Below are 21432 nucleotides of genomic sequence, written 5' to 3' on the forward strand. Positions count from 1 at the left end.
ACCCACCCCGCCATCCCACGGATAGCCCGCTGTTGCTGTTGCTTCGGCCGTTGCCGTTGCCTCTGCGGGTGCAGGGCGCAGCCCTGCCAACAAACCCAACCCTCAGAACATCAGGTTGATCATCAGCACCACCACGCAGGTGTAGATCAGCGACAGCGGGCCGCCGACCCGCCACATCTCGCGCGGGGTGTAGTTGGCCGGGCCGGTGATCATCGAAATCACCGGGTTGGAGGCCGTCATCAGATTGTTGGACGCCGACAGTGCCACGATCAGCGCGAACGCCGTCGGGTTGCCGCCCGCCGCCAGCGCAAGGTTCACCGCAATGGGCACCATCACGATGGTGGCGCCCACATGGCTGATCACCAGCGAGAACGCCGTGGTCAGCAGCGCCAGCGCCACCTCCAGCACCCACACCGGGATGCCGGTGGGCAGCTTGTCGATGGTATGGCCGGCCACCCATGCCGCCGCGCCACTGGAATCCATCGCCCAGCCGAGCGGGATCAGCCCGGCCATCATGAACACCGTTTTCCAGTTGATCGAGGCGTAGGCCTCGTCCATGCGCAGCACGCCGGTCAGCAGCATGCCGGCCACGCCGGTCATCAGCGTCAGCGCCACCGGCAGCTTGCTGGTCAGCGCGATCAGGATGGTCAAGGCGAAGATCGCCATGGCGATCTTGAACTTGTGCGGGCGCTGCTCGCCGGTCGGGTAGTCGGTCACCACCACGAAGTCACGGCTGCGGGCGGCCTGCGCCAGGTCGGTCCAGATGCTGTGGAAGACCAGCATATCGCCGGCGCGCAGCTGCACGTCGCGCACGTCCTCGCGGATCACCTGCTTGTCGCGGTTGATCGCCAGCAGGCTGATGCCGCGCTCCTTGCGCAGGCGCAGATCGGCCGCGCTCTTGCCGATCACGTTCGAGGTCGGTGGCACCACGGCCTCGGAAATGCCGGCGCGGCTGGGGTTGAACAGGTCGCCCAGGTGCTTCAGCCGCGAAGACATGCGCAGGAACTGGTTCTGCGCGAAATCGTTGATCTGCTCGCGCGGGCCCATCGCGCCGAGCACGCTGCCGACCCAGATGCGCATCTCCGCCGGTGGTGCCAGGCGGGTGTCATTGCCGGTTTTCAGGGCCAGCAGCAGCGGGGCATCGTGCAGATTCTCGGCCTCGCCCAGGGTCATGCCCACCAGCGGGCTTTCGGCACTGACCACCAGCTCGAACACATCGCCTTCGATGCCATAGGTCTTGGCGAAGTAGCTCTCGGTGCGCGCGGGCGTGACCCCGTCGTTGACCAGGTTCTCTTCCTCGATCAGCTTGCGGTCGCCGTAGTAGCGGAAATACAGCAGCGAAGCGATCAGCAGCGCCACGCCGATCGGCAGCGGCGCGAACATGCGCAGCGGCTCGATGGTGGCCAGGCCGGAAGGCAGGTTGTTGTTGGCCGAGGCCAGCAGATCGTTCAGCAGGATCAACGGTGAATTGCCGACCATGGTCAGCGCACCACCCATCACGATTGCCGCCGAAATGGGCAGCAGCAGGCGCTGCAGGGTCAACCCGGTGCGCGCTGCCAGTCGCGAGGCGACCGGCAGGTACAGCGCCATCACCGACGGGTTCTGCATGAAAGAGGAATTCAGGCCGGCAATGGCCGTGGTCATCATCAGCAGCCGCTGCTCGACACCATGGCCGCGCCGCAACAGCCAGGCGGCCAGCCGGTTCAGCGCCCCGGTGCGGTCCAGGCCCGCACCGAGGATGGTGGTGGCGATGATGCTCATCACCGCGTTACCGGAGAAGCCGCCGAAGATTTCCTCCGGCGCGATCAGCCCGGTGACACCGAGCACCACCAGGACCACCAGCGCGACCACGTCGGCGCGGATGCGCTCGAACAGGAACATCGCCATCGTGAAGCCGACCAGCCCGAGCACGAGCTTCATGTCGTTGGTCAGCGTCAGCGCGGTATCCATGTGGGGCGCGGTGTCCTCAGGCGATCGTCAGGTGCGGTCGTACAGCAGGTCCCAGACGCCGTGGCCGAGCTTCTGGCCGCGGGTCTCGAAGTGCGTCTGCGGCCGCCAGTCCGGGCGCGGCACGCTGCCACGCGGGCCGGCGCGGTTGACCAGGCCAGCGGTGGCGTCGAGCACGTCCCACATCTGCTCGGCGTAGTCTTCCCAGTCGGTGGCGCAGTGCAGGCGGCCGCCCGGGCGCAGCTTGCGCACCAGCAGCTCGGCAAATGCAGGCTGCAGCAGGCGGCGCTTGTTGTGGCGTTTCTTGTGCCACGGGTCCGGGAAGTAGATGCGCACTTCATCCAGCGCGCCATCGGCGATCTCGTTCTGCAGCACTTCCACCGCATCGTGGTGGTACAGGCGCACGTGGTCGGCGTTGTCGTCGGCCAGCGCGTTCAGCAGCCGGCCCACGCCGGGCGCGTGCACCTCGATGCCGATGTAGTCACGCGACGGATCATGCTGGGCGGCGAAGCGCAGCGCGGCACCGTTGCCGAAGCCGATTTCCAGCACCTTGTGCGCCGGGCGGCCGAAGGTGGCGTCCAGATCACGCGGCTGGCCGTTGTAGTCGATGCCGAAGCGCGGCCAGCGTTCGTCGAACGCGCGCTGCTGGGCAGGCGTGAAGCGGCCCTGGCGCAACACGAAGCTGCGCACCTCGCGGCGGCCCTCGCTCACGGTGAAGGGCTTGGGCGGGGCCTTGGAACCGGCGCTGTCGAAGGGATTGGTCATCAGCCGATCAACCCATCCACCGGGGAGGAGGCGCTGGCGTAGCGCTTGCGCGGGATGCGCCCGGCCAGGAAGGCCTCGCGGCCGGCCTCGACCGCCTTGCGCATCGCACTGGCCATCAGCACCGGGCTGCGCGCACCGGCAATGGCGGTGTTCATCAGCACGCCGTCGCAGCCCAGCTCCATCGCGATCGCCGCATCCGACGCGGTGCCCACGCCGGCGTCGACGATGATCGGCACCTTGGCGTCTTCGATGATCTGCAGCAGGTTGTACTTGTTCTGGATGCCCAGGCCCGAACCGATCGGCGCAGCCAGCGGCATCACTGCAGCGCAGCCGATCTCTTCCAGGCGCTTGGCCAGGATCGGGTCGTCGGAGGTGTAGACCATCACTTCGAAGCCGTCCTTGACCAGCTGTTCGGCGGCCTTGATGGTCTGCACCACGTCCGGGTACAGCGACTTCTGGTCGCCCAGCACTTCCAGCTTGGTCAAGTTGTGGCCGTCCAGCAGTTCGCGCGCCAGCCGGCAGGTGCGCACCGCGTCTTCGGCGGTGTAGCAGCCGGCGGTGTTGGGCAGGATGGTGTAGCGCTCCGGCGGCAGCACGTCGAGCAGGTTCGGCTCGCCCGGGTTCTGCCCGATGTTGGTGCGGCGGATGGCCACGGTGACGATCTGGGCGCCTGCAGCCTCGGTGGCCAGGCGGGTTTCTTCCAGATCCTTGAACTTGCCGGTGCCGGTGAGCAGCCGCGAGCCATAGGTCTTGCCGGCGATCACCAGCGAATCGGGGGAGACATGAACGTTCATGGCGCGATTATCGCTTATCCGCCTGAAGATGGGATCACGCAATGGCGTGCAGGCCGTGGATGGGTAGGGTTTGTGCCGGCCGCTGGCCGGCAGATGCAGGGTGCCTGACAACGTCGGATTGCCGGCCAGTGGCCGGCACTACCCGGGATGGCCTCAGCCCCCGCCCAGCGCGTGCACGATCTCCACCACGTCGCCTTCGGCCAGGAGATGCTCGCCATGGCGGCTGCGGCTGACGATCTCGCCGTTGACCTCCACCGCCACCCGGCGCTGCAGCAGCTGCTCGGCCTCAAGCAGGTCGTGGAGGGTCGCCGAGGCGGGCAGGGTGCGGGGTTCGCCGTTGAGCTGGATGTTCATCCCTGCATTGTCGCTGATAGCCCGTCGGGATCGGAACGTTTGTAATTTGAAGCGGGCGCCAGCTCCGGCACAGCAGGTTTCGGCGTGGTCAGGCGACAATCCATGCGGCGGCGCAGCGTGAGCAAACGGCGGCGCGGTGAAACCATTGACCGTGCGCCGGCGTACGTGCGCCGGATTCCAACTTGTTTACCCCACAGGAGTTCCTAGATGCAGCTCAGCAAACACCCGATCCGCTCCCTCATGGCGGCTGCGATCGCACTGGCCGCGCTGCCGGCCATGGCAGGCGAAAATCCGTACTCCAAGGCGGTGTTCTTCGGTGACAGCCTCACCGACGCCGGCTACTTCCGCCCGCTGCTGCCCGAGGCCACGCAGGGGCTCTCCGGCCAGTTCACCACCAACCCGGGCTGGGTGTGGTCGCAGCAGGTCGCCAATTACTACGGCCTCAACAAGGACCCCAACGGCAACGGCCAGAACGGCGACAACTACGCTGTCGGCGGCGCCCGCGTGTCGGTCGAAGGCAGCGGTGCCCTCGGCGCGATCCCGTCGTTGAAGTCGCAGGCGGCCCGCTACCTGGCGGCAAACGGTGGCAAGGCTGACCGCAACGCCCTGTATACCGTCTGGGGTGGCGCAAACGACCTGTTTGCCGCCGCCGGCGCTGCCGGTGCGGGTGCGCCGCCGGCCCAGGTGCAGGGCATCATCGGTGCGGCGGTTACCGACCAGATCGCGCTGGTCGGTGCCCTGAAGCAGGCCGGTGCCCAGTACGTGCTGGTGCCGAACCTGCCGGACGTGGGCATCACCCCGCAGTTCCGCGGCCCCAATGCAGCGGCTGCCACCGCCATGTCGGTCGGCTACAACAAGGCGCTGTATGGCGGCCTGAAGCAGGCGGGCATCGAGTTCATTCCGCTCGATACCTTCAGCATCCTGCGTGAAGTGACCGCCAACCCGGGCATGTACGGCTTCACCAACGTCACCGGCACCGCCTGCAAGATCAACCCGGCCAACACCACGGGCAGCATCATCGGCTGCAACCCGACCACCTACGTCAGCCCCGATGCGTACCAGACCTATCTGTTCGCCGATGGCGTGCATCCCACCGTTACCGGTCACCAGCTGCTGGGCCAGTACGCCGTCTCGGTGCTGGAGGCTCCGCGCCTGCAGCAGGTGCTGAGCCACTCGGCACAGACCGTCGGCCGTTCGCGTGCCGACCAGGTCAGCAACCACCTGGGCGCCCGTCCGGCCGATGGCCTGTCGTGGTGGGGTGGCGTGCGCGGTGACCTGCAGCGCTATGACCACGCCGACCTGTACGACGGCGTGGCGCCGGCCGGCCTGTTCGGTGTCGACTGGGCACGCAACGGCGTGGTGGTCGGCGGCTTCGCCGGCTTCGGTCGCATGAGTGCCGACTTCGGCAACAGCCGTGGCGACTTCACCCAGAAGGACACTACCGCCGGCCTGTTCGCTGCCTGGTATGGCGACCGCGTCTGGGTCAACGGCCAGGTCAGCTACACCTGGTTGTCGTATGACGTGAACCGCAAGGTCCAGCTGGGCCCGGCCACCCGCGAACACGGTGGCTCGCCGGACGGCAGCAACCTGACCGCTGCACTGAATGCCGGTTACGAGTTCGGCACCGAAGGCGGCTTCCGCCACGGCCCGATCGCTGCGGTGATCTGGCAGAAGGTGAAGATCGATGGTTACAGCGAAAGCGCTGCTGCGGGCACGCTGGCCACCGCGCTGGGCTACGACCGCCAGAACGTCGACTCGACCGTCGGCCGCATCGGCTGGCAGGCCCGCTTCGATGGCGGCACCGTCAAGCCGTACGTGCAGGTGACCTACGACCACGAGTTCGAGGACACCAAGCAGGCCAGCGCGTGGCTGCAGACCCTGCCGGAACTGGGCAGCTACCGCGTGCCGGGCCTGGACTTCGACAAGAACTACGCCACTGCCGTACTGGGTGCGCGCATGGACCTGTTCGGCCTGCAGGGCAACGTTGGCCTGAGCACCACGGCCGCGCAGAAGCGTGCCCGTGACGCGACGATCTTCGCCACCGTGGGTGGCAGCTTCTGATGAATGCAACATCCCGGGCACCGCAAGGTGCCTGGGATGCCTGCACGGCAGCGCCGGGTCATGCCCGGCGGGTGCGGCGGCCACCATTGCGCAACACCGGCCGCTCCGCATAGACTTTCACCCGCAATGCGGGCGTAGCTCAATGGTAGAGCTGTAGCTTCCCAAGCTACTGACGTGGGTTCGATTCCCATCGCCCGCTCCATGTCTCCAGGGTGTTCACCCCAGGCAGACGCGGCGCAATCGTTGAACCACACCCCAGTCCAGCGTGTGGCAACGGCGCCGGAACCTCATTCTTCAATGCGTCGGGCTGTGGCTCTTCCGAACCACAGCCCGGGTGGCTTATGCGCCCGCTTGCGCAGCCGCGTCCTTGGCCGCGGCAGTGACGGAACTCCCGAAACCGGTATAGGTCGATCCGTTGCAGTGCAGGTATGCGCGGAAGACGACGCCATTCAACTCGGCGTTGTCAAAATAGCAGTGCGTACCGGTCTTGGATGATTTCTTCACAAGCCGCATTGCCATTGCGTTTGAATCGTCGACGCTGGAGCCAAGACCGGCAACGCTCCAGGACTGGCCCGGGCGGTTGCAGGTGTAGGGATACTTATAGCCATGCGCCGACCCATAGTAGTAGTCGACATTGCACCAGGCCTGCGTCGCCGCCAGGTTGATGGCCAGCTCAAGCACGTTCTGTCCCGCAGTGGTGGTCGTCATGCCGTAGGCGGAAAGCGGAGAGGAACTGCATTCCGCTTTGATGCCAACACCCGGTGCCGGGATGCTGACATAGGGATCGCGTGCGAAGACACTGCAGACGGGTCCTTCCTCGGCGACGGCAAGGAAGCCATTGGCGTTGGCCGTCGCAGCATCGATATTGCTGCCAACGCCAGCGACCGTTCCATTCGTGCCGCAGCGCCGGATCACCACCCCTCCGCCGTTCGGCAGCATGTCCATGCCGGGGTCGCAGATGCCAGGCCCGATCGAGGATGCCCCTGCCGGTCCGGTGTAATCACGTTCGGCGTTTGCGGCCATCGGGGCCTGCGCGGAAAGCAGTGCAAGCATCAGCGGAAAAGAAATCGCAGCCATTCAAAACCTCGAATCCATGAGTGAGTCGTGACGCTAGCAGAGGCGCCATTCTGGAAAACTGGAATTCGACCAATCCGCCACTGCTGCAAGCCAGTGATCCGATTCAGAATGCCCACGCCTATGGAAATGTGCGGTAGTTCGCGCTGCGTCTCCGGCTGCGCGGCTGCCGCGGCTGGCTCCTGCAACCTCCACTGTCTGCCGGGCCCGCCGGGTCGCAGGGTTCAGTTGGTGCTGGGCTTGGGGATGCTAAAAGATTGTTAACCCTTGCCTCCCATCGTCCGCTGCCCGGAGCGCGAATGATCCCCGCACTTTTGCCCCTCAGGCGTTGCTTTGATTTTTCAGGGCGATCCAACCGGAAGGAGTTCTGGTCGTACTCCCTGTCTGCTGCCCTTGTGGTGGCAGTGGGCTACACCTTGATGGACGGCGGATACTGGCTGACGGGCACCGTGCTGCTCGATGGGGAGGCCTTCGAGCCGTTCCGGACGCTGGGGTGGGTCATGACGGTCTGCGCGGTCATCGTCCTCCTTCCGCCCATGCTGGCCCTGGCCGTTCGACGACTGCACGACATCGACGAGTCCGGCTGGTACGTCGTGATCGCCTTCATCCCGTTGGGTGTGTTCGTCCTCTTCCCGGTCATGCTTCTGCCGGGCAACGAGGAAGAGAATCGATTCGGCGGTGTTTCCGGCCTGCCGGGTGCCTGACTCAACGCCGGGCGAAGTCCACCAGGTCGGAAGGGTAGTGGGGGCAGGTGCGCAGCGTGGCGTCGTCACCGCCATACAGCACCGCCAGCGCAGCCACTTCAAATGCCCAGTAGCCCCACGCGTTCGGCCCGATCAGGCGCCGGGTCCGCTTCTGAGCCTTTGGCGGCAGCAGGAAGAAGTCGCGGTACTGCACCTGCAGGTAGCCGGCCAGCAGTGAAGGGTCGAACGCTTCACCGTCGCGCAGCGGCGCGAACAGCTCGGCGAACGGTCGCGGATGAAAGACCTCATCACTGGCTTCCACCAGGCCCAGCGCCGGCGCGCTGAGGTAGTCCAGCACGCGGTCGGTGTCGAAACAGAGCACCTTCTCCACCAGCGCCGGCAGGCGTTCCTGCGCATCCAGCAGCACGCCCAGTGACAACAGCTGCAGTGCGTATTCGTAGTGCTGCGTTGTACGCGATTGCAACGACGCAGCCAGCGCGATGTCGTGGCCTTGCTGTTGCAGGCTGTCCCGGGCAAGGGCCAGCAAACGCGCATGCTCGAGCCAGAGATCTGCTACGTCGGCATGCATCTGCTGCAACGCCGTGGGGGCGAAGCCGCGGTCAACGCCTTTCAGCAGCAGGTTGCTGCCGGTCTGTGCAACCGTCTCCCAGCCGTAGGCATGCTCCAGGGCCGCATGTCCCTGCAGCGGTTCCTCCACAGATTCACCGCCATTGCGCGCATGGCGTGCAAGCAAGGCCATGCCTGCGTTCCAGTCCGCCTGCCAATCCGGCAGGCGAAGCGTGCGGCGCGGCTGGCCCGGGGCCTTGGCCAGTGCTCTCCATCGCGGCAGCATGTCCTGCAGCAGATTCCGGCGATTCACGGCAGTCATCGATTGCATCATCAGCGAGAGTCTAGCGGCATTGCCGGTTCGAACCCCATTGCCTGGCACAGCGTTGAAGGTTTGAATGGTGCACAGTCGCCGCCACCAAGCCTGCATGACCGTTGATCGAATCGCCCTCCGCCGTTTCACCCAGTGGCTGCCGTTCCTGATATGGGTAGCGATCTGCGTGGTGTGGTGGTCGCCTTGGGGCGTGGTCGTTGGCCTGGCCGCATGTCTTGCCCTGGGCGGCGTGCTGCAGCACTTCGATCTGGTCGGCGATGCTGTAGGGGGCGCACTGCTGCGCTCGCGGGCGAAGCTGCCCTTCGCCACCCGGCCGCCCACGCATGATGTCCTGTTGGATTGGGGCGAGCTGGGCATGGGCGGGCCGGCCTACGGCACCCTGATGCTGCGCGATGGCGCCATTGTCGAGGGCGTATCCACCGCAGGCAGCCACGATGCCAGCGGCGAGTGGCTGGCGCTGGCGGGTAGCGCGCTGCGTGTGGCCAGTGGCTACAGTGATCGCAGCGAAGCGGTGATCGTCTACGACGAAGCGGACAAGAGGGTGATGCACCTGCTGGCGATTGTTCCCAGCCTGTTCTGGCAGGAGCTGCACGAGCGCCGGCAGCTTGGCGGGGATGCCGAAGCCGCGATGTGGTTGCGGGATATTCCCAGTCGATCGACCACGCTGCGCCCCTGCCGGGGTCTATGGCTGGAACAGGAGCATCCGGCGCTGGCCGCCGGGGTGCCGCAGGTGTTGCGGCATGTCCTGCCTGATGCCCGGGTGCTGAAGGCCATCCCGCTGCTTCCCGACGACCTGCGCCTGACTGCGCATCCGACCTTGTTCGCACGCATCTGCCCGTACGCGCTCTGTCTTGATGGCGCGCCCAGTGACCGTCACGTCTGCGATCTGGAGACGGTCATTGCCAGCCCGTCCGGTCGATGCGTGGTGGTGGCGGGAAGCGTGCTTGATGGGGATCTGCGTCCCATCGAGGGCGTATGGCTCGTTCACTGGCAGGGGCGTTGGCTGGCCATTGGCCGCCGTGCGATGGGCGGCACTGGCAAGACCCGGAGTGGGGCCTGGATCGATGTGATCGCGGTCGGCGATGACGGAACGCTTCGCTGCGAAGCCTATGAGGAACACTGGACGTTCGAGGCGATCACACGCATCCCCACGCCACATACGGCATTGGCGCTGCCTGTGGAATGGCGGGAAACCGCATTGGCCGTGCGTGTCCGCGATGGGGGCTTCTCGCTGCGCCTGCCCCGCGCGGATCAGCGGCCCTCAGTCACAGGTTAGACTGCGTCGAATCAAACAGGGAGGTTCCGGCATGCGTCGTCGATGCAGGCCGGGAAAGCGCTGGAAAAGCTGAAGAAATGGGCTGCGGGCAGTACCGGGTGCGGATGACCGGCCTTCCGTATGGCTCATGCGCCTGCCGCCTGCACCTGTTGCGCATACTCCTCGGTAAACAGCCCTGACAATGCCCGGCGCTGCTCTGCATCGATGGCGCGCGAGGCGTTGGTTGTGTAGTCGAAATGCACCATCACGCAGCGCCCGCTGGCCACCAGGGCCTCGAACTGGAACGCCTGCTGCACGATCGACAGCGAGGAGCGGCCGATGTTTTCGATGCGGGTGTCGATGCGTACTTCGTGTCCCGGCTGTATCTGCTGCAGGAAGTCGATCTCGTAGCGGCGCAGGATCAGCGTCAGGTCGCGCATGCTGGCCTCGCGGCTGAAATGGCGGAAGATCTCCTGGCGACCTTCCTCGAACCAGACGGGCAGGGCGGTGTTGGTGACGTGGCCGAGTACATCCACTTCGGAGAAACGCGGAAGGATCGTCAACGGCATGAAGTCTCCGGGGTGTAGTGGGCGGGGTCTCCGGCGACGATGCTGCCATCGCCGGAGACAGTGCGGCGACTACCGGCTTTTAGTCTGAGTAGAAGCCGTTGCCGAGGGTGCCGGGCAGGCCGGGTTCCGGCCACGGCATCAGTGACGTGCAGGCGTCGTACAGCGTGCAGAAGTCCTGCCGCAGTTGCGCAGGCACCCAGCTGCCATAGGAAACGTCGGTCGAGTCGCCCTGGCAGGCGTAGGAAACATCGATCCAGCGGGTATTGGCGTGTGAGGCAACGCCCTGGTGCTGTGTCTTGCCCGTGCAGTAGCGCAGGCCCTGGCCGATCAGGGTGTTGTTGGCATCGAAGTAGAGCCGGGAGACTGCGTGGGTGGGCGCAGCCTGTACGTGTGCGGCGCTCCCCATCAGGCCAAACAGCAACAACAGCGGAATTCCCATTCGCATCTGTGGTTCTCCTTGGGTTGTGTAAGCCGGCCGTGTCCTGTCCTGTAGCCGGCAACAGCCATCTTCGCACAGCCCTGGCAGGCACGCAGATGCGGCGGCCTGCAGGGCATCATCCGCCCGCCACACGCCCGCGCTATGCTGCGCGCCTGCCGTCCGATCCTGCCGCGATGAAGCTCGCCATCCTGTCCCGCAACAGCTCCCTGTACTCCACCCGCCGACTGGTCGAGGCGGCCCGCGCGCGCGGCCACACCGTTCGCATCCTTGACCCGCTGCGCTGCTACATGCGCATCGCCGCCGATGGTTTTTCGATGCACTACAAGGGCCGGCCGATGACCGGCGTGGACATGGTCATCCCGCGCATCGGCGCCTCGATCACCCGCTATGGCACCGCCGTGCTGCGCCAGTTCGAGCTGATGGGCGCGCGTACTCCCAACCCGTCCGATGCGATCCTGCGTTCGCGCGACAAGCTGCGCGCGCACCAGCTGCTGGCAGCCAAGGGCATCGACATGCCGGTCACCGTGTTCGGCGACAACCCCGATGACACCGTCGACCTGTTGTCGATGCTCGGCCCGCCGCCGCACGTGGTGAAGCTCAACGAGGGCACCCAGGGACGGGGCGTGATCCTCACCGAGAAGGCCAGCGCTTCGCGTGGCATCGTCGAGGCCCTGCGGGGCCTGTACGCCAACTTCCTGATGCAGGAGTTCATCGGCGAAGCCAAGGGCGCCGACCTGCGCTGCTTCGTGGTCGGTGACCAGGTGGTGGCGTCGATGCAGCGCCAGGCGCCGGAGGGTGACTTCCGCTCCAACCTGCATGCCGGCGGCACCGCGGTGGCGGCCAAGGCCAGCCGCGCCGAACAGCAGGTGGCGGTGCGTTCGGCCAAGGCGCTGGGCTTGTCGGTCTGTGGCGTGGACCTGATCCGCTCCGCGCGTGGCCCGCTGGTGCTGGAGGTCAACTCCACGCCAGGGCTGGAGGGCATCGAAGCCGCCTGCGGGGTGGATGTGGCCACGCGCATCATCGAGCACGTCGAGAAGATCAAAAAGCCATGATTAATCAATGGCTTGAAATTCTCATGGGCAAATGAGGCCGGCTTTAACGCGCCTTTAATCGGCGCCGGCGTAGCCTTCAGCGAACCGCAGCTCTGCCTCTCAGCAGGATCGGTATCGGGATACGACTTCAGACCCAGGCGGGGCACCGCCTGGGTCTTTTTTATGCCGCCGGAAGTCCCTTGTGGAGGCAGCGTGACGGCCGTAGAGTGGCGCCCATCGTTCCTGGATGGATCCGGAGGCTGGCGATGTACCGCATCACGATGATCGCGTTGTTGCTGGGGCTGTCTGGCGCTGTCTCCGCCAAGCCGGAGAAGACCGCCATACAGATGGACGGGCAGGCACCGGTGGCCGAGCAGGTCCGGCGCGTTGAGAAGGCCCTCGATGACGGCGAGTACAGCGAGATTTCCGCCGATGACCGCGCCCAGGTGCAGCAGGCACTGGCGCGCATCACCCAGCGCATGGGCGACCACCGCACGCTTCAGGAGCTCCCGCCGCAGGTCCAGGCGGAGGTGTTCAACGACCAGGAGCGGATCAATACCGTTCTTGTCCGCGCCCACGAGGACAGCCGCCAGATCTGCCAGCACACCCGCACCACCGGCAGCAACATGCCTAAAAGCCGCTGCCTGACCGTGGCCGAGCGCCGCCGGATCGAGGAAAAGGGCAAGGCCCTGCTCAACGACCAGCGCACCTTCAACAACTTCAACCCCGCCACCAACCACTAGGCCGTCCGATGCCCCTGCGCATGGCACTTGCTGGCGTGAAGGTGGTGCGAATACAGTCAACACTCAACTCAAACAAGGATTCGTTTGTCATGAAGTCCCTCCTGATGTCGGCGGTCCTGATCTCGGGCCTGACCCTGGCCACCGCCGCCTCTGCATCGAACCAGTCCGGTGAGGTCTTTATCCCCGGCAAGCCGCTGCAGCAGCAGATCGAGCGCATCGAAATCGAACTCAACGATGGCGAGACCTACAGCGAACTGAAGCAGACCGACCGCAGCCGTGTACGCGAGGCGCTGGTGCGCATGCGTACGGCCGTCGAGCAGCATCCTGACCGCGATTCCATGCCTGAACAGGTACGAACCGATGTCTTCAACGACCAGCAGATCGTGAACACGGTTTTGACACAGGCACGTGAAGATAGTCGTCTAATATGCCAACGTGAAAAGGCCACGGGTTCGAACCGGTCCACGACGCAGTGCACTACCGTTGCCGAGCGCGCCCGGCGGAAGGACAAGGCACAGCGTGATATGGGCCAGGCCCAGCGCATCGGCAAATTCGTAAATTAGAGGTGACAGTGAGAATCCTGGTAATCGAAGACAACAGCGACATTGCGGCCAACCTGGGCGACTACCTGGAGGACCGGGGCCACACCGTGGACTTCGCGGCTGACGGGGTTACCGGTCTGCACCTGGCCGTGGTGCACGAGTTCGACGCGATCGTGCTGGATCTCAATCTGCCAGGCATGGACGGCATCGAGGTCTGCCGCAAGTTGCGCAATGAAGCGCGCAAGCAGACCCCGGTACTGATGCTCACCGCCCGCGATTCGCTGGACAACAAGCTGGCCGGCTTCGATTCCGGCGCGGACGACTACCTGATCAAGCCGTTCGCGCTGCAGGAAGTGGAAGTGCGTCTGAACGCCCTGTCGCGACGCGGCAAGGGCGTGCAGACCCGCGTGCTGGAAACCGGCGATCTGGAATACAACCTGGATACGCTGGAAGTGCGCCGCCAGGGCAAGTTGCTGCAGCTCAACCCGACCGCGCTGAAGATCCTGCAGGCGCTGATGGAAGCGGCCCCGGCCGTGGTGACCCGCCAGGAGCTGGAAACCCGTGTGTGGGGTGAAGAACTGCCCGATTCGGATTCCCTGCGCGTGCACATCCATGGCCTGCGCGCGGTGGTCGACAAGCCGTTTGAAGTGCCGCTGATCCAGACCCGCCATGGCATCGGATACCGCATCGCCACCCCGGAAGCCTGATTCGGTGGCAACCAAGGGGGAGCGCCGGCGCACGCCTTATCGGCGGCGCCTGCGCAGCCGCATCATCGTTTCGTTCGTGTTGTTGGGCTTCTGCCTGACGACACTGTTTGCGTTCGCCACCAACTGGGCCCGCCTGCGCGTGGAAAACCAGCTGGTGGAAGAGCTGATGAACCGCAACATCGACGAGTATGCGCGCCGCTATTACGAGCACCCCGGGCATAACCCGGACGCACCGGTGCTGCAGATCAAGGCCTATGCCTATTCGAAGGACAAGTTCGACCGGGTGCGCGAAGAGCGCGCGCAGTGGGCGGGCTTCTCCGATGGCATCCACAGCGTCAGCGGCGATGAGCACGGCGAGCCGTACTCCTACAAGCTGGCCGTACGCAAGACGCCCGACGCCTGGTTCTTCCTCGCCTATGACATGACCGACAGCGTGCGCGGCGGCAAGCAGCTCAACCGCGCGCTGGTGCTGTCGGTGCTGGTGTTCAGCGTGCTGTCGCTGGTGCTGGGCTGGTGGTCGGCCTCGAAGGTGATGAAGCCGGTGTCGGATCTGGCCGCGCGGCTGCGTGCCTATCGCGGCGGCACCAGTGATCCCGAGCCGTTGGCGCCACGCTTCCCCGACGACGAAGTGGGGCAGCTGGCCCAGGCGCTGGACGACTATTCCTCGCGGCTGACCGAAGTGGTGCAGCGCGACCGTGAATTCAATGCAGACGTCAGCCATGAGCTGCGTACGCCGCTGGCAGTGATCCGTGGCGCCACCGAGCTGCTGCTGACCCGGCCCGGCCTGGACGAGAAGGTGCTGCAGCGCCTGCAGCGCATCCAGCGCGCCGAACAGCAGTGCAGCGATCTGATCGGCGCGCTGCTGCTGCTGTCGCGCAACGAGCGCGGGCAGGGCACCAGCAACGTCGCCCGCGTGGCCGAGCAGCTGCTGGACGCACACCGTGCGCAGCTGGGTGGCAAGCCGCTGGAGCTGCTGCTGGAAGGTGAGCGCAATCTGGTGATCGACGCGCCCGAGGCGGCGTTGTCGGTGGCACTGGGCAACCTGATCGGCAACGCCGTGAAGTACTCGCAGGACGGCGAGGTGCGCGTGTTCGTCGGCACCAACTCGGTGTCGGTAACCGACAGTGGCCCGGGCCTGAGCGAGGAAGACGCGGCCAAGCTGTTCCAGCGTGGCTACCGCGGCACGCATGCCGGCCACTCGCAGGGCGGCGGTATCGGCCTGTCGATCGTCAGCCGCCTGTGCGACCTGTACGGCTGGCAGGTAAGCGTGCGCCCCGGCGGCCAGCGTGGCGTGATCGCCACCCTGACGTTCTCGCCGAAGCCGTTGTAAGGGCCCCTGCTTTGGTGGGTGCCGACCTTGGTCGGCACGAACCCCGCCGACCTTGCATCGCGCCCTGTGTCGGTTGTGCCACCACCGTGATCGCTGCCGCGCCCCGCGCGTGTAGATCCACGCCATGCGTGGATGCACTTCGGTAGTGCCGGCCGCTGGCCGGCAACCAGGCCTCAACCCCCGGCCAACCCCAGATACCGCGCATGCAGCTGTTCCACCTGCACCTGCAGGTCCTCCGGCTGCCCATCATTGACCACCACGTCATCGGCCAGCGCCAACCGCTGCGCGCGGCTGGCCTGCGCAGCAATCATCCGGTCGGCCAGCGCGGCATCAATGCCATCGCGCTGCATCAGCCGCGCATGCTGCACGGCTTCGGGCGCATCCACCAGCAACACCCGGTCCAGCCACGGGTAGGCTTTCTGCCCACCCACCTCGGTCAGCAGCGGAATCGCGGCAATCGCATAGGGGCTCTCAGCCTGCTCGCACTGCTGCTGCATCAGCCGACGGATGGCGGGGTGGGTGATGGCTTCCAGCGCCGTCCGCTCGGCCGGGTCGGCAAACACGTGGGCGCGCAGGCGCCCCCGGTCCAGGCTGCCGTCGGCCAGCAGCATGTCGGCGCCGAAACGCTCGGCAATGCGAGCCAGCGCCGGGCTGCCGGCAGCCACCACGGCCCGTGCGGCCAGATCGGCGTCGGCCACCACGATCCCCAGCGCCTCGAAGCGCCGGGTCACCTCGCTCTTGCCGGAGGCGATGCCGCCGGTCAGGCCAACCACATAGCGGCTCATGGGGACTCCCCTCAGCGCAGCCCGCTCATCACCAGGTACTGCTCCACCAGTGGCGCACCCCACATGAAGTACAGCCAGCCGGCGATGGCCAGGTACGGCCCGAACGGGATGGGCGTGGCGCGGTCACGGCCGCGGCTGTACAGCCAGATCGAGCCGATGATGGCGCCCAGCACCGACGACAGCAGGATGATCGGCAGGATGCCCTTCAGACCACACCAGGCGCCCAGGGCCGCCAGCAGCTTGAAGTCGCCGTGGCCCATGCCTTCCTTGCCGGTCAGCTGCTTGAACAGCCACCAGACCGTCCACAGCGACAGGTAACCCACCGCCGCGCCCACTAGTGCGGGCTTGGCTGGCATGTAGAGGTTGTCGATGCTGCCTATCAGCCCCAGCCACATCAGCGGCAGGGTCAACTGGTCGGGCAGCAGCTGCGTTCGCATGTCGATGCCGGACAGGGCGATCAGGAAGCAGGTCAGCACGATGGCACCGAAGCCCTGCCAGCCGAAGCCGAATTGCCAGACGCAGGCCAGCACCAGCACCGAGGTCAGCGCCTCCACCAGCGGGTACTGCAGCGAGATCGGCGCCTTGCAGTGGCGGCACTTGCCACCCTGGATGATCCAGCTGAACAGCGGGATGTTCTCGTACCAGCTCAGCTTGTGCTTGCAGTGCGGGCAGTGCGACGGCTCCACCACGATCCCCGGAGGCGGGGGCTCATAGAAGTCCGGTTCCTCCAGGACTTCGCGCGCATCGCGCTTCCACTGCCACTCCAGCCGCTTGGGCAGGCGCAGGATGACCACGTTCAGGAAACTGCCCAGCAGCAGTCCCAGGGCGGCCGCGGCGGGGTAGCCGAGGCCGGGGTGCTGGTCGAGAAATGCCATTGATACCTTTAGCCGACGACGGCGCCGAGTTTGAAGATGGGCAGGTACATGCCGATGACCATACCGCCGACAATGGTACCAATGAACACCATGATCATCGGTTCCAGCAGACTGCTCAAGGCATCCACGGCATTGTTCACTTCCTGCTCGTAGTATTCAGCCACCTTGAACAGCATGGCGTCCAGGGCGCCCGCCTCTTCGCCGATGCCGGTCATCTGGATGACCATGTGCGGGAACAGGTTCAGCTGCTTCATGGCCATGTTGACCGGGTAGCCCACCGAGACGTCGTCCCTCATTCGCAGTACGGCTTCCTCATAGACCTTGTTACCTGTGGCGCCAGCCACGATGCCCAGGGCCTCCACCAGCGGCACGCCAGCCTTGAATGTCACTGCCGTGGTGCGGGCGAAACGGGCGATCGAGCTGTTGTGCATGATCTGGCCGATCACCGGAACTTTGAGGATGGTACGGTCCAAGCCATGCTTCAGCTTTGGGGATCGCTTGTATGCCACGACAAACCCAATTACCGACCCGACGGTCAGGATTAACAACAGCCACCACCACGACAGCATCAGGCGGGAGGCAGCGACGATCATCTGAGTGAACGCCGGCAGCTCGGCACCAAATCCCTTGAAGACTTCTTCGAACTGGGGAACAACGAACATCAGCAGAATGGCAGATACTATGACTGCGACCGCCACAACCATCGCCGGATAGAACAAGGCTTTCTTTATCTTCCCCTTGAGGGCTTCGATGTTCTCTTTGTAAGTGGCAACCGTGTCGAGCACGGTCTCCAAGACACCTGCGCCTTCACCTGCTCTTACTAGGTTGCGGTAGAGTTCGTCAAATTGGACAGGGTGCTTGCTGATGGCCTCGTACAAAGAGGAGCCGCCTTCGATATCCGTGCGGATTGTGTCGACCATCTTTTTCATTCGCGGGTTCTTATGCCCGCTGCCGATGATCTCCAGTGCAGAAACGATCGGAACGCCCGACTTCATCATTGTCGCCATCTGACGACTGAAGAAGGATATGTCCTTTGCGCTGACGGCCTTGCCGGCACTGCCAAACAGAGGTTTGGGCTTTGGTTTTACTTGGCTTGGGTTGATTCCTTGACGCCGAAGCTCGGCACGTAGCAGGTTGGCATTCTTCGCCAGCTGCTCGCCCTTCATCTTGATACCCCGCTTGTCGGTCCCCTCCCAGACAAACGGCTGCAATTCCATGGCGCCTCGCGCCACAGACCCACTCTTGATCGCACTGCGACTGACAGACATGTTAGCTCCCCAAGGCCCGCCATCCCCAGGCGGGCACCATGGCTAGGGATGTTAGCGGGTTCGGAGCGATCAGGGGAGACTGCCAACGTGACGCAGCACAGGGTTCTTGGCACTCTGTGGCGGAAGGTGACGCAAAGCGTCACATTGTTGTGTCCATCGCAAAAACGACTGGGGGGGGTTCCCATCCGCAGAATTGCTGCCATCATTGCTTCGGGGAAATCCAGGGGGAGGCATGCCGGGAGTTGGCATGCAACCTGCGTTGCTCCACCCGCGGGACCGTCGGCCTGCTCGGCCGGGCACTCGAATCTAATCACCACTTATCTTGGGGATGTATCACCATGAAGAACCAAAAGGGCTTCACCCTGATTGAATTGATGATCGTTGTTGCGATCATCGCCATTCTTGCCGCGATTGCTCTGCCGGCATACCAGGACTACACCGTCCGTGCCCGCGTTTCAGAGGCGGCCGTGTTGGCATCCGGTGCAAAGACTACTGTTGCCGAAAACATTGCAAACAATGGCGGCGCGGTTCCTGCTGACGCATGCGTCGGCGTGGATACTGCTATCCCAGCAAACAATCCCAACGTTGCCTCAATGACCTGCACGCCCGCTTCTGGTGCCATTGCGGTGACCATGACCGCAGACAAGGGCAAGAGCACTGTGCTGACCTACACCCCGACTGCGCAGGCCGGTGCAGTTGGTACCACCTGGAAGTGTGTTGGTAGCGGTAGTGCAGCGAAGTACTACCCGGCTGAGTGCCGCGCTGCCGCTGCTGGTGGTGGCGGTTCGGGTGGCGGTTCGGGTGGCGGTTCGGGTGGCTGATATCGGCCTTGATGCCAGAGCTTGACTAAAAAGATGGGGGGCAGCTGCCCCCCATTTTCATTTCTTGGCTCGCAATGTGGAAGATGGCCAACAGGGGAGCTCCTTGGCCGGGAAAGCACCTTCCTACTACCTGTTCGTTGACTGCGTGTTCGCCCAATTCTGAGCGACGCTCACAGTCGAGAGTGGGTGGGGGCAGTATTTTTCTGTTTCGTGCCATGGGGAGGCACAGGGTATGAATGTTCAACGCGGCTTTACCCTCATTGAGTTGATGATAGTCGTCGCAATTCTTGCAATCCTAGCGGCGATTGCATTGCCGGCCTATCAGAACTACACCGTTAAGGCACGGGTTTCCGAGGCCATTGTTCTCGCCTCGTATGCCAAAGTCACCGTCACCGAAAATGTAAACAACAAGAACGCGCTGGATTCATCTGCTTGTCTCGGTGTCGATGCGCTTGCTTCTGGGACAGAGAATGTCGCCTCGATGAGCTGCTCAGGCAATGGGGTGCTTACGGTTAGAACCACCGTGAAAGCAGGCGCGATTACCTTGCAGCTTGCACCATCCTACAATCCCAATGAAGTGGTCCGCTGGCGGTGTAGCACAGTCGACGGGGAGAGGAAGTACATCCCGCCGGAGTGTCGTTGAGACATGTCTAGTGTCATGGTCCGTTGGTACCTGTGGGATCTTGGTTAAATTGTTTGATCCATTCGTTCGAGTGCTTTCAACCAGCTAGACGCTCCGGTAACCTCCGCTGGGGAGTAGGAGTAAAAGCGATGAACACAGTCACCACCCCAAACCTCGTCGGCATCACCGGCCTGGCCCGCCGCCTGGTCCAGGACGGCGCCTTGGACGAGGCCTCCGCCCGCGACGCCATGGCCAAGGCCACGGCCGCCCGTCAGCCGCTGCCTACGTGGTTCGCGCAGAACAAGCTGGTCAGCGCCTCGCAGCTCGCCGCCGCCAACGCGGTCGAGTTCGGCATGCCGCTGTTCGACGTGTCCACCTTCGACGCCAACCAGAACGCGATGAGCCTGGTCAGCGAGGAGCTGCTGCGCAAACACAACGTGCTGCCGCTGTTCAAGCGCGGTGGCAAGTTGTTTGTGGGTACCAGCAACCCGACCCATGCGCTGGACGAGATCAAGTTCCACACCAATCTGGTGGTGGAACCGATCCTGGTCGATGAAGACCAGATCCGCCGCACGCTGGAGCAGTGGCACGCCAGCCACGACACCATCGGCGATGCGCTGGGCGGCGACGACGAGGGCATGGCCAACCTCGACGTTGGACTGGGCGACGAAGACAACGCGGGGGGCGACTCCGGCATCGACGCCAAGGGCGACGACACCCCGGTGGTGAAGTTCGTCAACAAGGTGCTGGTCGATGCCATCCGCAAGGGCGCATCGGACATCCATTTCGAGCCTTACGAAGACGACTACCGCGTGCGCCTGCGCATCGACGGCCTGCTGAAGATGGTGGCGCGCGCGCCGGTGAAGTTGAACCAGCGCATCGCCGCGCGCCTGAAGGTGATGGCGCAGCTGGATATCGCCGAGAAGCGCGTGCCGCAGGACGGCCGCATCAAGCTCAACCTGTCCAAGAGCAAGCAGATCGACTTCCGCGTCAGCACGCTGCCGACCCTGTTCGGCGAGAAGGTGGTGCTGCGTATCCTGGATGGCAGCGCGGCCAAGCTGGGCATCGACAAGCTGGGCTACGAGCCGGACCAGCAGAAGCTGTTCCACGACGCCATCCACAAGCCGTACGGCATGGTGCTGGTGACCGGCCCGACCGGCTCGGGCAAAACCGTGTCGCTGTATACCGCGCTGGGCATCCTCAACGATGAGACGCGCAACATCTCCACCGCCGAAGACCCGGTGGAAATTCGCTTGCCCGGCGTCAACCAGGTGCAGCAGAACAACAAGCGCGGCATGACCTTCGCTGCAGCGCTGCGCTCGTTCCTGCGACAGGATCCGGACATCATCATGGTCGGCGAAATCCGCGACCTGGAGACGGCCGAGATTGCGATCAAGGCGGCGCAGACCGGCCACATGGTGCTGTCCACGCTGCATACCAACGATGCGCCGCAGACCATCGCGCGTCTGATGAACATGGGCATCGCGCCATACAACATCACCAGCTCGGTGACGCTGGTGATCGCCCAGCGCCTGGCACGCAGGTTGTGCGGCAACTGCAAGCGACCGGCCAACCTGCCGGAGCACGCGCTGCTGGCCGAGGGCTTCACCCAGGCGCAGCTGGATGCGGGCATCCAGTTGTACGAGGCGGTGGGCTGCGATGAGTGCACCGAGGGCTACAAGGGCCGAACCGGTATCTACCAGGTGATGCCGATGACCGATGAGATCGCCACGATCGTGCTGGCCGGCGGCAACGCACTGCAGATTGCCGAGGCGGCGCAGCAGATCGGGGTGAATGACCTGCGGCAGTCGGCGTTGAAGAAGGCGGCAGCGGGTGTGACCAGCCTGGCCGAGATCAATCGCGTTA

General features: G+C 64.6%; 22 protein-coding genes and 1 tRNA gene. 12 read left to right on the top strand and 11 right to left on the bottom strand.

Going from position 1 to position 21432, the window contains the following annotated elements; translation table 11 throughout:
* Positions 1–102 precede the first annotated feature (102 nt).
* The 4 genes from N7573_RS20125 to thiS all read right to left on the bottom strand — a co-directional run bounded on the left by N7573_RS20125 (position 103) and on the right by thiS (position 3860).
* Positions 103–1950 carry an SLC13 family permease gene (locus N7573_RS20125; RefSeq protein WP_010481466.1) on the bottom strand — a complete coding sequence of 616 codons (1848 nt, stop codon included), beginning with the start codon at positions 1948–1950 and terminating at the stop codon, positions 103–105.
* A gap of 27 nt (positions 1951–1977) precedes the next feature.
* A complete protein-coding gene (gene trmB, locus N7573_RS20130; protein ID WP_010481468.1) occupies positions 1978–2712 on the bottom strand; it encodes a tRNA (guanosine(46)-N7)-methyltransferase TrmB in 735 nt (244 codons plus the stop codon).
* Positions 2712–3506 (bottom strand): thiazole synthase, encoded by a 795-nt coding sequence (locus N7573_RS20135; protein ID WP_279912839.1) that lies wholly within the window; start codon positions 3504–3506, stop codon positions 2712–2714. The genes trmB and N7573_RS20135 overlap by 1 nt, the downstream gene beginning before the upstream one ends.
* A 153-nt stretch (positions 3507–3659) precedes the next feature.
* Positions 3660–3860: a sulfur carrier protein ThiS gene (gene thiS, locus N7573_RS20140; RefSeq protein ID WP_049401605.1), complete on the bottom strand. Its 201-nt coding sequence runs from the start codon at positions 3858–3860 to the stop codon at positions 3660–3662.
* Positions 3861–4067: 207 nt separating this feature from the next.
* On the opposite strand from thiS, the gene N7573_RS20145 reads away from it, so the two are divergent.
* Positions 4068–5921 carry an autotransporter domain-containing esterase gene (locus N7573_RS20145; protein WP_032128836.1) on the top strand — a complete coding sequence of 618 codons (1854 nt, stop codon included), beginning with the start codon at positions 4068–4070 and terminating at the stop codon, positions 5919–5921.
* A gap of 128 nt (positions 5922–6049) precedes the next feature.
* A tRNA-Gly gene (locus N7573_RS20150) sits at positions 6050–6123 on the top strand.
* Positions 6124–6260: 137 nt separating this feature from the next.
* Here N7573_RS20150 and N7573_RS20155 read toward each other — a convergent pair.
* Positions 6261–6998 (bottom strand): hypothetical protein, encoded by a 738-nt coding sequence (locus N7573_RS20155; RefSeq protein ID WP_071229639.1) that lies wholly within the window; start codon positions 6996–6998, stop codon positions 6261–6263.
* A 296-nt stretch (positions 6999–7294) separates the two neighbouring features.
* Between N7573_RS20155 and N7573_RS20160 the strand changes: the two genes are divergently transcribed.
* The gene (locus N7573_RS20160) at positions 7295–7699 is read left to right on the top strand and encodes a DUF805 domain-containing protein (RefSeq protein WP_049425112.1); all 405 of its coding nucleotides are present in this window, start codon (positions 7295–7297) and stop codon (positions 7697–7699) included.
* Between the two features lies 1 nt (position 7700).
* Here N7573_RS20160 and N7573_RS20165 read toward each other — a convergent pair whose 3' ends face one another.
* Positions 7701–8567, bottom strand: coding sequence for a PoNe immunity protein domain-containing protein (locus N7573_RS20165; RefSeq protein WP_279943268.1), 867 nt, complete (start codon positions 8565–8567; stop codon positions 7701–7703).
* Between the two features lie 106 nt (positions 8568–8673).
* Here N7573_RS20165 and N7573_RS20170 point away from each other — a divergent pair, with 106 nt between their 5' ends.
* Positions 8674–9855 (top strand): hypothetical protein, encoded by a 1182-nt coding sequence (locus tag N7573_RS20170; RefSeq protein ID WP_279912837.1) that lies wholly within the window; start codon positions 8674–8676, stop codon positions 9853–9855.
* Between the two features lie 125 nt (positions 9856–9980).
* Here N7573_RS20170 and N7573_RS20175 read toward each other — a convergent pair whose 3' ends face one another.
* Entirely contained in the window at positions 9981–10403 is a 423-nt protein-coding gene (locus tag N7573_RS20175) for a thioesterase family protein (protein ID WP_197618313.1), read from the bottom strand.
* Positions 10404–10482: 79 nt separating this feature from the next.
* The gene (locus N7573_RS20180) at positions 10483–10848 is read right to left on the bottom strand and encodes a hypothetical protein (protein WP_223224661.1); all 366 of its coding nucleotides are present in this window, start codon (positions 10846–10848) and stop codon (positions 10483–10485) included.
* A 167-nt stretch (positions 10849–11015) separates the two neighbouring features.
* Between N7573_RS20180 and rimK the strand changes: the two genes are divergently transcribed.
* From rimK to N7573_RS20205, 5 genes are all read left to right on the top strand, one after another.
* Positions 11016–11894 carry a 30S ribosomal protein S6--L-glutamate ligase gene (gene rimK / locus N7573_RS20185; RefSeq protein ID WP_005418651.1) on the top strand — a complete coding sequence of 293 codons (879 nt, stop codon included), beginning with the start codon at positions 11016–11018 and terminating at the stop codon, positions 11892–11894.
* 245 nt (positions 11895–12139) lie between these two features.
* Positions 12140–12616, top strand: coding sequence for a hypothetical protein (locus N7573_RS20190; RefSeq protein ID WP_010481495.1), 477 nt, complete (start codon positions 12140–12142; stop codon positions 12614–12616).
* Between the two features lie 89 nt (positions 12617–12705).
* On the top strand, positions 12706–13179 hold the full coding sequence (locus N7573_RS20195) for a hypothetical protein (protein ID WP_071229642.1): 474 nt from the start codon (positions 12706–12708) through the stop codon (positions 13177–13179).
* 8 nt (positions 13180–13187) lie between these two features.
* A complete protein-coding gene (locus tag N7573_RS20200; RefSeq protein ID WP_005410804.1) occupies positions 13188–13865 on the top strand; it encodes a response regulator transcription factor in 678 nt (225 codons plus the stop codon).
* On the top strand, positions 13828–15195 hold the full coding sequence (locus tag N7573_RS20205) for a HAMP domain-containing sensor histidine kinase (protein ID WP_032128829.1): 1368 nt from the start codon (positions 13828–13830) through the stop codon (positions 15193–15195). Before N7573_RS20200 ends, N7573_RS20205 begins: the two co-directional genes overlap by 38 nt.
* 173 nt (positions 15196–15368) lie before the next feature.
* Here the strand turns inward: N7573_RS20205 and coaE are convergent, their stop codons facing one another.
* The 3 genes from coaE to N7573_RS20220 are packed head-to-tail and all read right to left on the bottom strand — an operon-like array spanning position 15369 to position 18123.
* Positions 15369–15980 (bottom strand): dephospho-CoA kinase, encoded by a 612-nt coding sequence (gene coaE / locus N7573_RS20210; protein ID WP_032128828.1) that lies wholly within the window; start codon positions 15978–15980, stop codon positions 15369–15371.
* 11 nt (positions 15981–15991) lie between these two features.
* Positions 15992–16855, bottom strand: a complete 864-nt coding sequence (locus N7573_RS20215; RefSeq protein ID WP_279912835.1) for an A24 family peptidase — start codon at positions 16853–16855, stop codon at positions 15992–15994.
* A gap of 8 nt (positions 16856–16863) precedes the next feature.
* Positions 16864–18123, bottom strand: coding sequence for a type II secretion system F family protein (locus N7573_RS20220; RefSeq protein WP_049401613.1), 1260 nt, complete (start codon positions 18121–18123; stop codon positions 16864–16866).
* Positions 18124–18461: 338 nt separating this feature from the next.
* On the opposite strand from N7573_RS20220, the gene N7573_RS20225 reads away from it, so the two are divergent.
* From N7573_RS20225 to pilB, 3 genes are all read left to right on the top strand, one after another.
* Positions 18462–18944, top strand: a complete 483-nt coding sequence (locus tag N7573_RS20225; RefSeq protein WP_279912834.1) for a pilin — start codon at positions 18462–18464, stop codon at positions 18942–18944.
* 232 nt (positions 18945–19176) lie between these two features.
* On the top strand, positions 19177–19587 hold the full coding sequence (locus tag N7573_RS20230) for a pilin (RefSeq protein WP_080355120.1): 411 nt from the start codon (positions 19177–19179) through the stop codon (positions 19585–19587).
* Between the two features lie 128 nt (positions 19588–19715).
* On the top strand, positions 19716–21432 hold a 1717-nt coding region (gene pilB / locus N7573_RS20235), incomplete at its 3' end, for a type IV-A pilus assembly ATPase PilB (RefSeq protein ID WP_279943269.1).

The sequence above is a fragment of the Stenotrophomonas sp. GD04054 genome (assembly GCF_029836955.1).
In the GTDB taxonomy this organism is placed as follows: domain Bacteria; phylum Pseudomonadota; class Gammaproteobacteria; order Xanthomonadales; family Xanthomonadaceae; genus Stenotrophomonas; species Stenotrophomonas maltophilia_A.